Source organism: Frigoribacterium sp. 2355, from assembly GCF_054060695.1.
Genome location: NZ_JBSSDL010000004.1, coordinates 171,469 through 185,579, shown reverse-complemented (window position 1 = coordinate 185,579; position 14,111 = coordinate 171,469). Strand labels below are relative to the sequence as shown.

14 protein-coding genes are annotated in these 14,111 nt (G+C 66.2%); 8 read left to right on the top strand and 6 right to left on the bottom strand.

Annotated elements, in window-relative coordinates:
* Positions 1-54 precede the first annotated feature (54 nt).
* From gyrB to dnaA, 6 genes are all read right to left on the bottom strand, one after another.
* The gene (gene gyrB / locus ACVJ1F_RS07045; RefSeq protein ID WP_456885452.1) at positions 55-2,028 is read right to left on the bottom strand and encodes a DNA topoisomerase (ATP-hydrolyzing) subunit B; all 1,974 of its coding nucleotides are present in this window, start codon (positions 2,026-2,028) and stop codon (positions 55-57) included.
* Between the two features lie 166 nt (positions 2,029-2,194).
* On the bottom strand, positions 2,195-2,749 hold the full coding sequence (locus tag ACVJ1F_RS07040; RefSeq protein WP_082460102.1) for a DUF721 domain-containing protein: 555 nt from the start codon (positions 2,747-2,749) through the stop codon (positions 2,195-2,197).
* A complete protein-coding gene (recF, locus tag ACVJ1F_RS07035; protein ID WP_456885451.1) occupies positions 2,746-4,026 on the bottom strand; it encodes a DNA replication/repair protein RecF in 1,281 nt (426 codons plus the stop codon). Before recF ends, ACVJ1F_RS07040 begins: the two co-directional genes overlap by 4 nt.
* Positions 4,027-4,043: 17 nt before the next feature.
* Positions 4,044-4,931 carry a phosphogluconate dehydrogenase (NAD(+)-dependent, decarboxylating) gene (gene gnd, locus ACVJ1F_RS07030; protein WP_056044222.1) on the bottom strand — a complete coding sequence of 296 codons (888 nt, stop codon included), beginning with the start codon at positions 4,929-4,931 and terminating at the stop codon, positions 4,044-4,046.
* A 60-nt stretch (positions 4,932-4,991) separates the two neighbouring features.
* On the bottom strand, positions 4,992-6,140 hold the full coding sequence (gene dnaN / locus ACVJ1F_RS07025) for a DNA polymerase III subunit beta (protein WP_056044224.1): 1,149 nt from the start codon (positions 6,138-6,140) through the stop codon (positions 4,992-4,994).
* A 497-nt stretch (positions 6,141-6,637) separates the two neighbouring features.
* Positions 6,638-8,053, bottom strand: a complete 1,416-nt coding sequence (gene dnaA, locus ACVJ1F_RS07020; protein WP_056044226.1) for a chromosomal replication initiator protein DnaA — start codon at positions 8,051-8,053, stop codon at positions 6,638-6,640.
* Between the two features lie 388 nt (positions 8,054-8,441).
* On the opposite strand from dnaA, the gene rpmH reads away from it, so the two are divergent.
* The 8 genes from rpmH to ACVJ1F_RS06980 all read left to right on the top strand — a co-directional run bounded on the left by rpmH (position 8,442) and on the right by ACVJ1F_RS06980 (position 13,547).
* Positions 8,442-8,579 (top strand): 50S ribosomal protein L34, encoded by a 138-nt coding sequence (gene rpmH / locus ACVJ1F_RS07015; protein WP_043595303.1) that lies wholly within the window; start codon positions 8,442-8,444, stop codon positions 8,577-8,579.
* Between the two features lie 8 nt (positions 8,580-8,587).
* Positions 8,588-8,923, top strand: coding sequence for a ribonuclease P protein component (gene rnpA, locus ACVJ1F_RS07010; protein WP_456885450.1), 336 nt, complete (start codon positions 8,588-8,590; stop codon positions 8,921-8,923).
* Positions 8,920-9,282 (top strand): membrane protein insertion efficiency factor YidD, encoded by a 363-nt coding sequence (gene yidD, locus ACVJ1F_RS07005; RefSeq protein ID WP_082460104.1) that lies wholly within the window; start codon positions 8,920-8,922, stop codon positions 9,280-9,282. Before rnpA ends, yidD begins: the two co-directional genes overlap by 4 nt.
* Positions 9,283-9,292: 10 nt before the next feature.
* On the top strand, positions 9,293-10,249 hold the full coding sequence (gene yidC / locus ACVJ1F_RS07000) for a membrane protein insertase YidC (RefSeq protein WP_056044230.1): 957 nt from the start codon (positions 9,293-9,295) through the stop codon (positions 10,247-10,249).
* Positions 10,246-10,809: a Jag family protein gene (locus ACVJ1F_RS06995; protein ID WP_159828380.1), complete on the top strand. Its 564-nt coding sequence runs from the start codon at positions 10,246-10,248 to the stop codon at positions 10,807-10,809. The genes yidC and ACVJ1F_RS06995 overlap by 4 nt, the downstream gene beginning before the upstream one ends.
* Positions 10,810-10,819: 10 nt before the next feature.
* Positions 10,820-11,455, top strand: coding sequence for a 16S rRNA (guanine(527)-N(7))-methyltransferase RsmG (gene rsmG / locus ACVJ1F_RS06990; RefSeq protein WP_056044233.1), 636 nt, complete (start codon positions 10,820-10,822; stop codon positions 11,453-11,455).
* A 221-nt stretch (positions 11,456-11,676) separates the two neighbouring features.
* A complete protein-coding gene (locus tag ACVJ1F_RS06985; RefSeq protein ID WP_456885449.1) occupies positions 11,677-12,600 on the top strand; it encodes a ParA family protein in 924 nt (307 codons plus the stop codon).
* On the top strand, positions 12,600-13,547 hold the full coding sequence (locus tag ACVJ1F_RS06980; protein ID WP_159828383.1) for a ParB/RepB/Spo0J family partition protein: 948 nt from the start codon (positions 12,600-12,602) through the stop codon (positions 13,545-13,547). Before ACVJ1F_RS06985 ends, ACVJ1F_RS06980 begins: the two co-directional genes overlap by 1 nt.
* Positions 13,548-14,111: the final 564 nt, after the last annotated feature.

Sequence of the window (14,111 nt, the reverse complement as noted above, 5' to 3'; positions counted from 1 at the left end):
CCCCGTGGTGCTCGTCGGGGCGCGGGCGTGCTCCGGATCAGCCGGAGGCGCGCATCAGATGTCGAGGAAGCGGACGTCTTTCGCGTTCTGCTGGATGAAGTTGCGGCGCGACTCGACGTTCTCGCCCATCAGGGTGTCGAAGATGGTGTCCGCGGCCACGGCGTCCTCGAGCGTCACCTGCAGCAGCGTGCGGGTGTCGGGGTCCATCGTGGTCTCCCACAGCTCTTTGTAATCCATCTCGCCGAGGCCCTTGTAACGCTGGATCGCGTTCTCCTTCGGGATGCGCTTGCCGGCCGCGCGACCCGACACGAGCACCGCGTCGCGCTCGGCGTCGCTGTACACGTACTCGTGGCTGGCGTTGCTCCACTTGAGCTTGTAGAGCGGCGGCTGCGCCAGGTAGACGTAGCCGAGGTCGATCAGCGGCCGCATGTAGCGGAAGAGCAGGGTGAGCAACAGCGTCGTGATGTGCTGGCCGTCGACGTCGGCGTCGGCCATCAGGACGATCTTGTGGTACCTCGCCTTCTCGGGATCGAAGTCTTCTCCGATGTCGGCGCCGAAGGCCTTGATCATGGCCTGCACCTCGTTGTTGCCGAGGGCACGGTCGAGCCGGGCCTTCTCGACGTTGAGGATCTTGCCCCGCAGGGGGAGGATCGCCTGGGTCTCGGGGTTGCGGCCCTGGACGGCCGAGCCACCGGCCGAGTCGCCCTCGACGATGAAGATCTCGCTGCGCGAGGGGTCCTTGCTCTGGCAGTCCTTGAGCTTGCCGGGCATGCCGTTCGACTCGAGCACGCCCTTGCGGCGGGTCTGCTCACGGGCCTTGCGCGCGGCCAGACGGGCCTGCGACGCGAGGATGCCCTTGCGGACGATCTCGGCGGCCTGCTTGGGGTTGCGGTCGAACCAGTCGTTCAGCTGCGACCCGGCGACCTTCTGCACGAACGACTTGGCCTCGGTGTTGCCGAGCTTGGTCTTCGTCTGGCCCTCGAACTGCGGCTCGCCGAGCTTGATCGAGATGACGGCCGTCAGGCCCTCGCGGACGTCGTCGCCCGAGAGGTTGTCGTCCTTCTCCTTGAGGAAGTTCTTCTCGCGCGCGTAACGGTTGATCAGCGTGGTCAGCGCTGCACGGAAGCCCTCTTCGTGCGTGCCGCCCTCGTGGGTGTTGATCGTGTTCGCGTAGGTGTGGACGCTCTCTTGGTACGAGGTGTTCCACTGCATCGCGACCTCGAGCGAGATCTTCTTCTCGGTGTCTTCCTGCTCGAAGGCGATGATGTCGTCGTGGACGGTCTCGACCTTCTTGGTCGTGTTCAGGTACTCGACGTAGTCGACGAGGCCCTTCTCGTAGTGGAAGACGTCGTGGCGGGGCTCGGCGTCGTCCTCTTGAACGCGCTCGTCGCTGAGCTCGATGCGGAGGCCCTTGTTGAGGAACGCCATCTGCTGGAACCGGGTGCGCAGCGTCTCGTAGTCGAACTCGACGGTCTCGAAGATCTCGGAGTTGGGCCAGAACGTGATCGTCGTGCCGGTGGTGTCGTCCTCTTCGCCCTTGGCCAGCGGCGCGACGGGCACGCCGTCGGTGAAGCTCTGGCGGTAGACGTTGCCCTGTCGGCGGACCTCGACGTCGAGTTCGCTGGACAGGGCGTTGACGACCGAGCTGCCGACGCCGTGCAGGCCGCCCGACACGGCGTAACCGCCACCGCCGAACTTGCCGCCGGCGTGCAGCACGGTGAGGACGACCTCGACGGTCGACCGACCCTCGACGGGGTGGACGTCCACCGGGATGCCGCGACCGTTGTCGACGACGCGGACGCCGCCGTCCTCGCGCATGGTGATCTCGATGTGGTCGCAGTGGCCGGCGAGGGCCTCGTCGACGGAGTTGTCGACGATCTCGTAGACCAGGTGGTGCAGACCACGGGGCCCCGTCGAGCCGATGTACATGCCGGGACGCTTGCGCACGGCCTCGAGACCCTCGAGGACCTGGATCGCACTGGCGCCGTAGGTGTCGTCGGGCTGGGCGTCGGTGGGATCAGCTGACATGTGCGTGGGGGCTCCTGCCGGACGGGACGAAGATGTGCCGACCGGTCGCGACCGCTGTCTGGGCGGCCCTCGGACGACCTTCCGAGTCTACCGCAGGCCTGTCCACCGCGGGGCGAAATCCGCCCTCAGACGGATTTTCCCACCGCACTTGGACGATTCACCCTCGTCAACCATAAGTATCGCGAGGGCCCCGCCCTGGAACCGATCTGGGGCCGCGTTTCCAGGTCGGGGCGTTGGGTGCCAGGAAACGCACCGACTGGATGCCCGCGTCCGGGTACCTCTTCACGATGGTCGTCGTGACCTGCGTGCGCATCAGCCGCAGTTGCGTCGCCCACGCCGTCGAGTCGCACTGGACGGTCAACGTGCCGTCGTCGATCGAGACCGGATCCGAGTGCGCGGCCAGCTCCGCCCCCACCATGTCGGGCCAGGCGGTCATCAGCTCGGACTGGGCCAAGGGGCTGTTCCAGCCGAGTTCGTTGGTGACGGCCGAGAGGACGTCGGCGATGCCCCGGGGCTCGCGTCCCGTGCCGAACGGCTGGCTCGGGGAGCCCAACTTGATCGACTTGCGCTTCCGGGCGTCGCGCGACCGCGAGTTGGGGTCGCCGAACACCCGGCGGAACCGCAGATAGACCCGTTGGGCCTCGCTGTCGGGCTGCGCCTCGGGCTCAGGAGGCGCGGGTGGCGTGGACGCCGGAGGCTGCGGTGCGTCGTCGACGCTCACCGCGCCTCCTCGGCGCCGGCGTCGCCGGGCCCCTCGTCGCCGGCCCCCTCGTCGCCGGGCCCCTGATCGCCGGCCACCCTGGTGACGACCGCCTCGTCGCCCGGACCGTCGACGGCGGGGGCGTCGTCGAGGATCGTCCCCTTGGCGATGCGGACCGTGTGGGCCTTGAGTCGTGAGGGGACGTCGCCCTCGACCGCCGCTGTGATGAGGACCTGCTCGTAGTCGGCGACGGCATCCGCCAGACGTTCACGACGGGATACGTCGAGTTCGGCGAAGACGTCGTCGAGAACGATCACCGGGTCGCCCGTCGGCGAGTCGACCCGCACCACGGCGGCCGAGGCCAGCTTCAGCGCGAGGGCGAACGACCAGGACTCGCCGTGGCTGGCGTAGCCGCGCGCGGGGAGCCCGTTGAGCGAGAGGAAGAGGTCGTCGCGGTGCGGCCCGACGAGCGTCAGTCCCCGCTCGAGCTCGGTCGGTCGGACACGGGCCAGCGCCTGACGGAAGACGTCGGGCACCTGGTCGGCGGGGATGGACTCGGTCGGCCCCTCGGCCGCGGTCGTCTCGTCGTCGGGTGTCGCGCCCCGGATGCTCAGCACCGTCGAGAGGTGTGCGGCGTGGTCCGCGCCCGCCACCGCCGCGTAGGCACGGGCCACCTCGGGGGCCAGGTCGGCCGCGAGCCGGTCACGCGCGACGACGAGTTCGCTGCCGAGGGCCACGAGACGTTCGTCCCAGATGTCGAGCGTGCCGAGCTGGCCAGCCTTCACCCCGGAGGCGCGGGCCGACTTCAGGAGCGTGTTGCGTTGTCTGAGCACCCGGTCGTAGTCGGTCTGCACGCCGGCGAACCGGGGCGACCGAGCCACCAGGAGTTCGTCGAGGAAACGACGACGACCGGACGGCTCGCCCCGGACGAGCGCGAGGTCCTCGGGAGCGAAGAGGACGCTCGTGAAGTAGCGCGGAAGCTCGCGAGGCTTGATGGCCCCCCGGTTGACCTGCGCCCGGTTCGGCGACGACCGGTTGATCTGCACCTCGGCCAGCAGTTCGCGCTCGTCGGCGAGTAGTCGCGCCCGCACGACGGCCGAATCGCGTCCCTGGCGGATGAGAGCCGAATCCGACGACACCCGGTGGGATCCGAGACTCGACAGGTAGCCGAGGGACTCGACCAGGTTGGTCTTCCCCTGGCCGTTGCTGCCGACGAAGAGGTTCGGCCCGCGCGCGAGGCTGACTTCGGCAGACGTGTAGTTGCGGAAGTCCGTCAGGCTGAGATGCAGTACTCGCACGCGGGCCGGTGGAGGCGCTAGGCCTTCTTGACGGCGTGGCCGCCGAACTGGTTGCGCAGTGCGGCGACGGCCTTCATGGTCGGCGAACCCTCGCCCTGACGCGAGACGAAGCGCGCGAAGATCGACGCGCTGATCGTCGGCATCGGCACGGCGTGGTTGATGGCTTCTTCGAGGGTCCAGCGGCCCTCGCCGCTGTCCTCGACGTAACCCGAGATCTCGGCGAGCTTGGGGTCGGCTTCGAGGGCGAGGACCATGAGCTCGAGCAGCCAGGAACGTACGACGGTGCCGCGCTGCCAGGCCTTGAAGGTGCCGGTGACGTCCTTGATGAGGTCACTTCGGGCCTCGAGCAGCTCGTAGCCTTCGCCGTAGGCCTGCATGATCGCGTACTCGATGCCGTTGTGGACCATCTTCGCGTAGTGACCCGCGCCGGTGTCGCCCGCGTGGACGAAGCCCTCTTCGCGAGGACCCTCGGGACGCAGGGCGTCGAAGATCGGCTGCGCCAGGGCGACGTTCTCGGCGGAACCACCCACCATGAGGCCGTAGCCGTTGTCCTTGCCCCAGACGCCGCCCGAGACACCGGCGTCGACGTACTTGATGCCCTTGCCGCCGAGGAGCTTCTCGTTGGCGAAGTCGCTGGTGAACTTCGAGTTGCCGCCGTCGATGACCAGGTCGCCTTCGGAGAGTTCGTTCGAGAGCTCTTCGATGACGCCGGCGGTGATGTCGCCCGCGGGAACCATGACCCAGACGATGCGGGGGGCGGGGAGCGTGGTGGCGAGCTCGGCGAGGCTGGCGACGTCGGAGACGGCGGGGTTAGCGTCGTAACCGGTCACCTCGATGCCGCTGTCGCGCAGGCGAGCGCGCATGTTGTTGCCCATTTTGCCGAGACCGACGAGGCCGATGTGCATGAGGTTCCTTTGTTCGTGGCGGTGGGGCCCGGAGGCGGCACCGTTGCTGGCAGAGCGCTCTTAGCGCAGGAGGAGGTTGGGCTGCAGCAGGTACTTGTAGCTGTCAGCACCGGCCTGGTCTTTCGAGGACTGACTGGTGATCAGCACGGGACCGGGCTTGTTCGGGTTCTCCGTCTTGGTGAAGGAGATGCGGACGAACTCGGAATGAACTGCTCCGAGACCGTCGAGGAGGAACTGCGGTTTCAACGAGACCACCGTGTCCTCTCCCGTCAACAACGCATCGATCGACTCTGACGCCTGCGCTTGTTCGCTTCCGATGGCCTCGAGGGTGAGGCCGTCGATCGTGAACGTGAACCTGAGGGCCGCCTCGCGCTCGAGGACGAGCGAGACGCGGCGGACCGACTCGACGAGCTCGGCCGTGTTGATCACGGCGTAGTTCTCGACGGTGTCGGGGAAGAGACGCTTCACCGGAGGGAAGTTCCCCTTGATGAGCAACGAGGTGACGGTCTTGTTGTCCGCCTGGAACGCGATGAGCTCGCGCTCGTCGGATCCGGTGATCGAGACCGAGACGGTGCCGGCGTTGCCGAAGGTCTTGCCGACCTCTTGCAGCGTGCGTGCCGGGACGAGTGCCGTCGTCGTGGTCGTGCTCGCCACGGTGCCGGGATCGAATTCGATGCCTCGGACGGCGACGCGGTAACGATCGGTGGCGACGAGCGAGAGGGCGTTCTCGGTGACCTCGAGCTGGACGCCGGTGATGACCGGGGTGACGTCGTCGCGGGATGCCGCCACCGCGACCTGGGAGACGGCGAGGGCGAAGGAGTCGCCGGGCACGACGCCCGAACGGTCGCCGACTGTCGGCAGGGTCGGGTACTCCTCGACCGGCATGCTCAGCAGGGAGAAGTTCGCGGATCCGCAGCTGACCGAGATGCGGTTCTCCTCGGTGGAGAAGGTGACCGGCGCGTTCGGCAGACGGCTGGCGATGTCGGCGAGCAGTCGGCCGGAGACCAGGATCGTGCCCGGTTCGTCGATCTCGGCGGGGATGCTCGTCTGGGCCGAGACCTCGTAGTCGAAGGACGACAGGGTGAGCCCGTCGGCGTCGGCCTCGATCAGGACACCGCTGAGGATCGGCAAGGTGGTGCGCTGGGGCAGCAGCTTGACGGCGAAGGAGACCGCATCGCTGAAGACGTCACGGTTGACCTGGAACTTCACGCGGGGACCCCTATCGACTTCGCTCTCGTGGATGGCCGGTTAATAGTGGCACAGCATCGGGGTCCGCCCTTCCGGGAGGCGAAAGCCGGAGCTCCGGGCCCGGATCGATCCACAAGGTTGTCTCTCCATCAATTTCTTGTAACCAGGATTAACAGTCTTAACCGTTGTGCACAGTGTGGATAACCTGTTTAAAACCCCGGGGCTCGGCGGAACTACACGCGTGTGACTTGTGGACGGCGTGTGGAACCGAATGACAAGAATGCTCGGGGTCTGCCGGTCGCTCCGAGTGGGATCCCACAGGTCCCCCGGATCCGTGAACAAGGTCGACACGGTTATCCACGAGTTTCCACAAGTTATCCACACTGTGTGGAACGTGACGCCCCAGGGCCCCCTCAGACCCGTCGAGCGCCCCCTGGAACGACGAACGGGCGCCGACACGTGGTCGGCGCCCGGACGGGACGGTCGTGGAGGACGGGCCGACCTGGCCCGCCGTCCCGTCACTTGTAACGGGTGTCCTGCTTGATGCGACTGGTGAGTTCGGTCACCTGGTTGTAGATCGACCGACGTTCCTTCATCAGTTCGCTGATCTTCTTGTTGGCGTACATGACCGTCGTGTGGTCGCGGTTGCCGAACAGCTGTCCGATCTTCGGCAGTGACAGGCTCGTGAGTTCGCGGCACAGGTACATGGCGATCTGGCGGGCCGTGGCGATGGCCTGTGAGCGGGACGATCCGTAGAGGTCGTCGACCGTCAGCTTGAAGTAGTCCGCGGTGTGGTTGATGATGTCGACCGGCGCGATGATGTTGTCCTCGTCGAGCGTGATCAGGTCCTTGAGGACGGTCTGGACGAGGGCCAGGTCGACGGCGGTGCGGTTCAGGCTGGCGAAGGCCGTGACCCTGATGAGGGTGCCCTCGAGCTCACGGATGTTGCTCGACACCTTGGTCGCGATGAACTCGAGGACCTCGTCGCGGATCTGCAGCTTCTCGCTCTGGGCCTTCTTGCGCAGGATGGCGATGCGGGTCTCGAGGTCGGGAGCCTGGACGTCGGTGATCAGGCCCCACTCGAAGCGCGAACGCATGCGGTCCTCGAAGCCGGTGAGGTGCTTCGGCGGCAGGTCGCTGGTGATCACCAGCTGCTTGTCGTGATCGTGCAGGGTGTTGAAGGTGTGGAAGAACGCCTCTTGGGTGCTGTCCTTGCCCTGCAGGAACTGGATGTCGTCGATCAGCAGGATGTCGATCTCTCGGTACCTCTGCTGGAAGAGGCTCGACCGGTTGTTGGCGATCGAGTTGATGAAGTCGTTCGTGAACTCCTCGCTGCTGACGTACCTGACCCGGATCCCCGGGTACATGGTCTCGGCGTAGTGGCCGATGGCGTGCAGCAGGTGGGTCTTGCCCAGCCCCGACTCCCCGTAGACGAAGAGCGGGTTGTATGCCTTGGCCGGAGCCTCGGCGACGGCGACGGCCGCGGCGTGGGCGAATCGGTTCGACGCACCGATGACGAAGTTGTCGAAGCTGTACTTCGGGTTCAGGCGGGAGTCGTTGCGTTTCCCGCTCGCGCTAGTCTCGACGGGCGCCGGCACGAAGGGCGCCTCGATGTAGTGGACCGGCTCCGACTGCTCGACCTGCTGCGTGAGGGTGTCCGGGGTGATGTCGGGGTTGACGGTGATGGCGAAGCTCGAGACGGAGGTGTCGCCCAACCCGGCGATGGACTCGAGCAGGGGCTCACGGATCCGTTGTTCGAGCATGCCGCGGGTCAGGTCGTTGGGCACCTCGAGGTAGAGGGTGCCGCCCAGCACGCCCTTGGGCTCCACGAGGCTGATGAAGCCGTGCAGCTGCGGCGTGATGCGGTCGTCGGTCGTCAGCGTCGCGAGGACGGAACGCCACAGGTCCTGGACCGGGTCGACGGTGTGCGCCACTGGAGTCTCTTTCTCGCGGTTCGGCAGCGGACGGATCCGGCCGCCTCCGCGTGCGGGTCGCGTTCACCCGACGGTGTTCGAAGGGTACGAGTGCGGGACGAGTTATGCACAGCTTTCTCCACCGATCGGTTGGCGCCGTTCGGGCCGGGATCGCTGCGTGTTCCCCGTCGTCACGCGGAAGTACCGCGAGAAGTACCCACCTTAGTTCGACGGGGTGTGGAGTCCGCAATCAGAGTTTTCAACACTGTGGACAAACCTCCTGGGAAGCGGCCGTTTGACCAGGGCTCCGATCACGCGTACTTTTAATCAGTTGATTTCAGCCGCGTTGGCTGTACAAGACTTCTCGGATCGTGGCAACAGGCCTGGTCCGCTTTCCTGGAGGACCACCATGAGCAAGAGAACGTTCCAGCCGAACAACCGTCGTCGGGCCAAGAAGCACGGTTTCCGTGCTCGCATGCGTACGCGTGCCGGCCGCGCGATCCTCGCCGCCCGTCGTGGCAAGGGCCGCACCGAGCTCTCGGCGTAGCCACTTCCGTGTTGGCCCGGGCCAACCGGATCGTCCGCGCAGACGACTACCGAACCACCGTGCGCCGTGGCCGCAAGTCGGGCACGGCGCATTCGGTCGTCTACGTGCGGCGTCGTGACGACGAGCTGGTCCGGTTCGGTTTCATCGTGGCGAAGACCGTGGGCAACGCGGTCGTCCGCAACGAGGTCCGGCGCCGGCTCAAGGGGGTGTGCCACGAACTCCTGCCGACGATCCCCGGCGGGCTCGACGTCGTGATCAGAGCCTTGCCAGGCAGCCCCGACGTTGCGTGGTCTACCCTGCTGTCGGACATCTCCGAGGTGGTCGACAGGGGCGTGAGAGCGTGACAAGAGCGGTGCAGTTCGTCGCGTTGCTTCCCCGCAACGCGTGCGTCCTCATCCTCCGCGTCTACCGCGCCGTCGTCTCCCCGCTCTACGGCGACGTCTGTCGCTACTACCCGTCGTGTTCCCGGTACGCCCTCGAGGCCATCCAGCTGCACGGCGTCGTGCGGGGCGTGGCCATGGGCAGCTGGCGCATCGCCCGGTGTCACCCCTGGGCAGCCGGAGGCGTCGACGACGTCCCCGAGCCCCGTACACAGAAGTACCGCGTCACGAAGTCCGGCTTCGTGACACCGCGATCCGGCACCACCGCCCCCGACCTCCTCGGGACGGGCCGCATCGCCGCACAGAGCCACGGAAAGGGCTGACCCGAACACCATGGACTTCATCGGCACCATCCTCTGGCCCCTGAGATGGGTCGTCGAGGCGATCCTCGTCGGCTTCCACAACGTCCTCACGGCGTTCGGCATGGACACCGCGGCCGGCAGCACGTGGGTGCTCTCGATCGTCGGCCTGGTCCTCGTGGTGCGGGCGTGCCTCATCCCGATCTTCGTCCGCCAGATCAAGAGCCAGCGACGCATGATGGAGATCGCGCCCCGGCTCAAGAAGATCCAGGACAAGTACAAGGGCAAGCGCGACCAGTTCAGCCGCGAGGCGATGTCGCGCGAGACCATGGCGCTCTACAAGGACACGGGGACGAACCCGCTCAGCTCGTGCCTGCCCCTGCTGATCCAGATGCCGATCTTCTTCAGCCTCTACACCGTGCTGCACAACGCGCAGCAAGAGAAGGTGGGCATCGGCCTGCTGAACGCGGCGCTCTCGAACTCGTTCGGTGAGTCGGCTCTCTTCGGCGCCCCCCTGAAAGAGACCTTCCTGGGTGCCACCACATGGGAGGTCCGCCTGATGGCCGGAGCGATGGTGGTCATCATGACCGCCTCGCAGTTCATCACGCAGCTGCAGATCGTCTCGAAGAACATGTCGCCCGAGACCAAGGCGAGCCCCATGTTCAAGCAGCAGCGCATGCTCTTGTACTTCCTCCCCCTCGTGTTCGTCTTCTCGGGCCTGTCGTTCCCCCTCGGCGTCATGTTCTACTGGCTCACCTCGAACGTCTGGACCATGGCCCAGCAGTTCCTGGTCATCCGCAACATGCCCACCCCTGGCAGCGAGGCTGCCCTGGCGCGTGAAGAGCGCCTCGCGCGCAAGCAGCAGCGCAAGGGACTCCCGAGCATCACCGTGACCGAGATCGAGTCGGCGCCTGCCGTGCCGAAGACGACCCAGCGGACCCAACCCGTCGGCAAGAACCGCTCCAAGAAGCAGAACGGCCCCAAGAAATGACCTCTGACGACTCCACGACCGACATCGTCGAGCCCGCCGCCGAGAACGACGACGCCGTCGTCTCGAACGACACCGAGGAGGCGCAGGTCGCCTCGGACGACGCCGCCGACGTCCTCGACGAGGGCGACATCGCAGCCGACTACATCGAAGAGCTGCTCGACATCTGCGACTTCGACGGCGACATCGACATCGAGGTCCGCGGTGGTCGTTCGTACATCTCGGTCGACTCGAGTGGTGAGCAGAAGCTGCGCGTCCTGTCGAAGCCCGACACCGTCAACGCCCTCCAAGAGCTGACCCGCATCGCGGTGCAGACCAAGACGGGTGAGTTCTCCCGCCTCATCCTCGACATCGGGGGATCCCGCGCCACTCGCGAGACGGAACTCGGCCGCCTGGTCGACCACGCGGTCTCGAAGCTCGAGGACGGTGCCACCTCGGCGGCCCTGCCCCCCATGTCCTCCTACGAGCGCAAACTCGTGCACGACATCGTCGCGGCGCGGGGATTCACCTCGGAGTCCGAGGGCGAAGGTCGCGACCGTCACACCGTCATCACGCGTCCCTGAGCCGGACGACATGACCGACACGTCGACCCTCGAGGTCGAGCCCGCCGTCGCGGCGACGATCTTCGGCGACCGACTCGACGTCGTTCGCCGCTATGTGGCCGACCTAGCCCAGCACGGCGAAGAACTCGGCCTGATCGGACCGCTCGAGCTGCCGCGTCTCTGGACGCGCCACGTCGTCAACTGTGGCTTGTTGGCACCTCTGCTGGTCGCGGGTCGCGTCGGCGACATCGGGTCGGGAGCCGGCCTGCCGGGACTCGTGCTCGCTGCTGCTCGTCCGGACGCCACGCTCGTCCTGATCGAGCCGATGGAACGGCGCGTCGACTGGCTGACGGCTGAAGCCGATCGAATGGGGCTCGACAACGTCGAGGTCGTCCGTGCCCGTGCCGAGGACGTGCAGCTGGACGGGTGGCTCGACCAGGCGACCGCTCGGGCCGTGTCGGCCCTCTCCAAGTTGATACCGCTGACTGCGCCGCTGGTGAAGACCGGGGGGCAGCTGCTGTTGATGAAAGGCGCTCGGGTCGACGACGAGATCGCCGCCGCACGCAAGGTGATCGCGCGCCATCACCTCATCGACGTCGAGGCTCGTGAACTGGGCGTGGGGCTCGTCGACGAGACCACCCGTGTGTTCATCGCCACCTTGGACTGACTGGTCCGAGTTAGCGACGGTAATGTGGCTATGACCAGGTCATGTTCGACTATTCGGGGTGTGCGCTCCGTGTCGACCGAAGTGGCTCGGCAGGCTCGCGGACCTGGGGTCCCCGTCTTTGTCGGGGCCTGCCGATAGACTCGGTCTCCGATCCCCGATGATCACCGTGCCGCCTCGCAGCGGCGTGATCACACCTCCGGGTAGGTCGTTTCACGTGAAACATGGCGATACGGAGACCCTCAGTGAGTTCCTCGGCTGACGACGACAGAAGCACTCCCCTGGCTCGCGAGCTTGCCGACCTGAACCGTCGCAAGAAGGCCCTGTCTCGCGAACCGCTCCCGTCGCCCGCCTCGACCCGAGTGATCACCGTCTCGAACCAGAAGGGCGGTGTCGGCAAGACCACGACCACCGTCAATCTCTCCGCAGCCCTTGCGCGGAGTGGGGCCAAGGTTCTGGTCATCGATCTCGATCCCCAGGGCAACGCCTCCACGGCCCTCGGTGTGGAACACCGGGCAGAGACCCCGAGTGTCTACGACGTCGTGGTGAACGACGGCGATGTAGCGGACGTCGTCCAGAAGAGCCCGGAGTTCGACACGCTCTTCTGCATCCCCGCGACCATCCATCTCGCCGGCGCCGAGATCGAACTCGTCTCACTCGTCGCTCGCGAGCAACGACTGAGCAGGGCGTTGTCCGAGTACCTCAGCAAGACCGAGGACGCCGGCGATCGGTACGACTACGTCTTCATCGATTGCCCTCCGTCGCTCGGGTTGCTCACGATCAACGCGTTCGTCGCAGCCAGTGAAGTGCTCATCCCCATCCAGTGCGAGTACTACGCACTCGAGGGGTTGAGCCAGCTGCTGCGCAACATCCAGTTGATCGAGAAGCACCTGAACCCCAAGCTCAAGGTGTCGAGCATCCTGCTGACGATGTACGACGGCCGGACGAACCTCGCTCAGCAGGTCGTCGCCGACGTTCGTGAGCATTTCCCCGATGAGGCACTGAACACTCTCATACCCCGGTCCGTCAGGATCAGCGAGGCCCCCGGTTACGGGCAGACCGTCATCAGCTACGACACCAACTCCCCCGGGTCGATCTCGTACCTCGAGGCGGCCGCCGAACTAGCACGTCGAGGAGCACCCCAGTAATGGCAACCAAGCGAACCGGTCTCGGGCGCGGCATCGGCGCCCTCATCCCCGTCTCCGACGAGAGCCAGGACCGCCCGGTCGACGTCTTCTTCCCGACGGCACAGCAGACGGCCGACGAACTCATCGCCGTGCCGGGCGCTCGTCTCGCCAACCTGAATCCGCTGGACATCACTCCGAACGCGCAGCAGCCTCGGGCCGAGTTCCGCGCTGAAGAGCTCGCCGAGTTGGTGACCTCGATCCGAGAGGTGGGCGTACTGCAGCCCATCGTCGTCCGCCCGATCAAGAACGGCGGCAAGGGAGCAGCACAGTACGAGCTGGTCATGGGTGAGCGGCGCCTGCGAGCGACCAAAGAGCTGGGGCTCGCGACGATCCCCGCCATCGTCAAAGACACCGCCGACGACGCGATGCTGCGGGATGCCCTGCTGGAGAACCTGCATCGCGCCGAGCTCAACCCCCTCGAAGAAGCCTCTGCTTATCAGCAACTTCTTGCCGACTTTGGCATCACCCAGGATGAATTGGCGACCCGCATCGGTCGGAGCCGCCCCCAGATCACGAACACCCTGAGGCTGCTGAGGTTGCCGGCAGCCGTCCAACGGCGAGTCGCCTCCGGCGTCCTCACTGCAGGCCACGCTCGGGCGATCCTGAGCACGGGTGACCCGGTCCTCATGGCTCGTCTTGCGGATCGCATCGTCAACGAGGACCTCAGTGTGCGAGCTGCTGAGGCCATCGCTGCAGGTGGCAGCGCGAAGCCGAAGTCGACGCGCACGGCCACTCCCGGCAAGCATCAGGCTCATCTGGACGAGGTGGCAGAGACCCTTGGTGACCGGTTCGAGACGCGGGTCAAGGTGTCCTTAGGCGCTCGGAAGGGGTCGATCACCATCGATTTCGCGTCGATGCAGGACCTGAATCGCATCCTCGGCCAGTTGGGACACGACCAGGAGTCGTGACTGATTGCCCTCAGCGTTGACCGGCATCGGTTTCACGTGAAACATCGACCGCCCCTGCCTTTGCCGGTAGGGGCGGTTCTTGTTGGGTGGACAGGAACGTCATGTGAGGGTGGTGTGGTGGGACGTTTCACGTGAAACGGTGCTACTCGTCTTCCTGCAGCACTCCCCCGACGCGGGAATCTGACAGTGGTCTCGCCCAGATGGTGTTGGTGAGCTTCCTTGTGGCGGTAACAGCAGGCAGGTTCTTGCTGGAGTGGCACGGTGCTGATTTCGGCCGTGATCGGGTGTCTTCTAAGTGGCGCCAGAAGCTTGCGGTGTTGGGCATGTGCAGGTGCAGGTACATGACGGTTACGTGTGGCCCCGGGCGGAGGCCGCAGGCACAGGGCCAGGCGGACGGCGCAGGCACAAGTGCAGGTGCAGGCGTTTCACGCGCGCAGGTGCAGGGTGGAGGGTGCAGTCGCCTGCGCAAACTGCAGGCGCACGAGCACGGCAGGTGCAGTGCCGAGGGCGCCATCGCCGGCGCAAACGGCAGGCGCACGCGCACGGCAGGTGCAGTGCGATGGC

Excerpts from the sequence above, each read along its gene's own strand:
- gyrB (WP_456885452.1), bottom strand. The coding sequence starts at position 2,028 with ATGTCAGCTGATCCCACCGACGCCCAGCCCGACGACACCTACGGCGCC.
- gnd (WP_056044222.1), bottom strand. The coding sequence starts at position 4,931 with ATGCACATCGGCCTCGTCGGTCTCGGCAAAATGGGCAACAACATGCGC.
- rpmH (WP_043595303.1), top strand. The coding sequence starts at position 8,442 with ATGAGCAAGAGAACGTTCCAGCCGAACAACCGTCGTCGGGCCAAGAAG.
- yidC (WP_056044230.1), top strand. The coding sequence starts at position 9,293 with ATGGACTTCATCGGCACCATCCTCTGGCCCCTGAGATGGGTCGTCGAG.
- ACVJ1F_RS06995 (WP_159828380.1), top strand. The coding sequence starts at position 10,246 with ATGACCTCTGACGACTCCACGACCGACATCGTCGAGCCCGCCGCCGAG.
- rsmG (WP_056044233.1), top strand. The coding sequence starts at position 10,820 with ATGACCGACACGTCGACCCTCGAGGTCGAGCCCGCCGTCGCGGCGACG.
- ACVJ1F_RS06985 (WP_456885449.1), top strand. The coding sequence starts at position 11,677 with ATGGCGATACGGAGACCCTCAGTGAGTTCCTCGGCTGACGACGACAGA.
- ACVJ1F_RS06980 (WP_159828383.1), top strand. The coding sequence starts at position 12,600 with ATGGCAACCAAGCGAACCGGTCTCGGGCGCGGCATCGGCGCCCTCATC.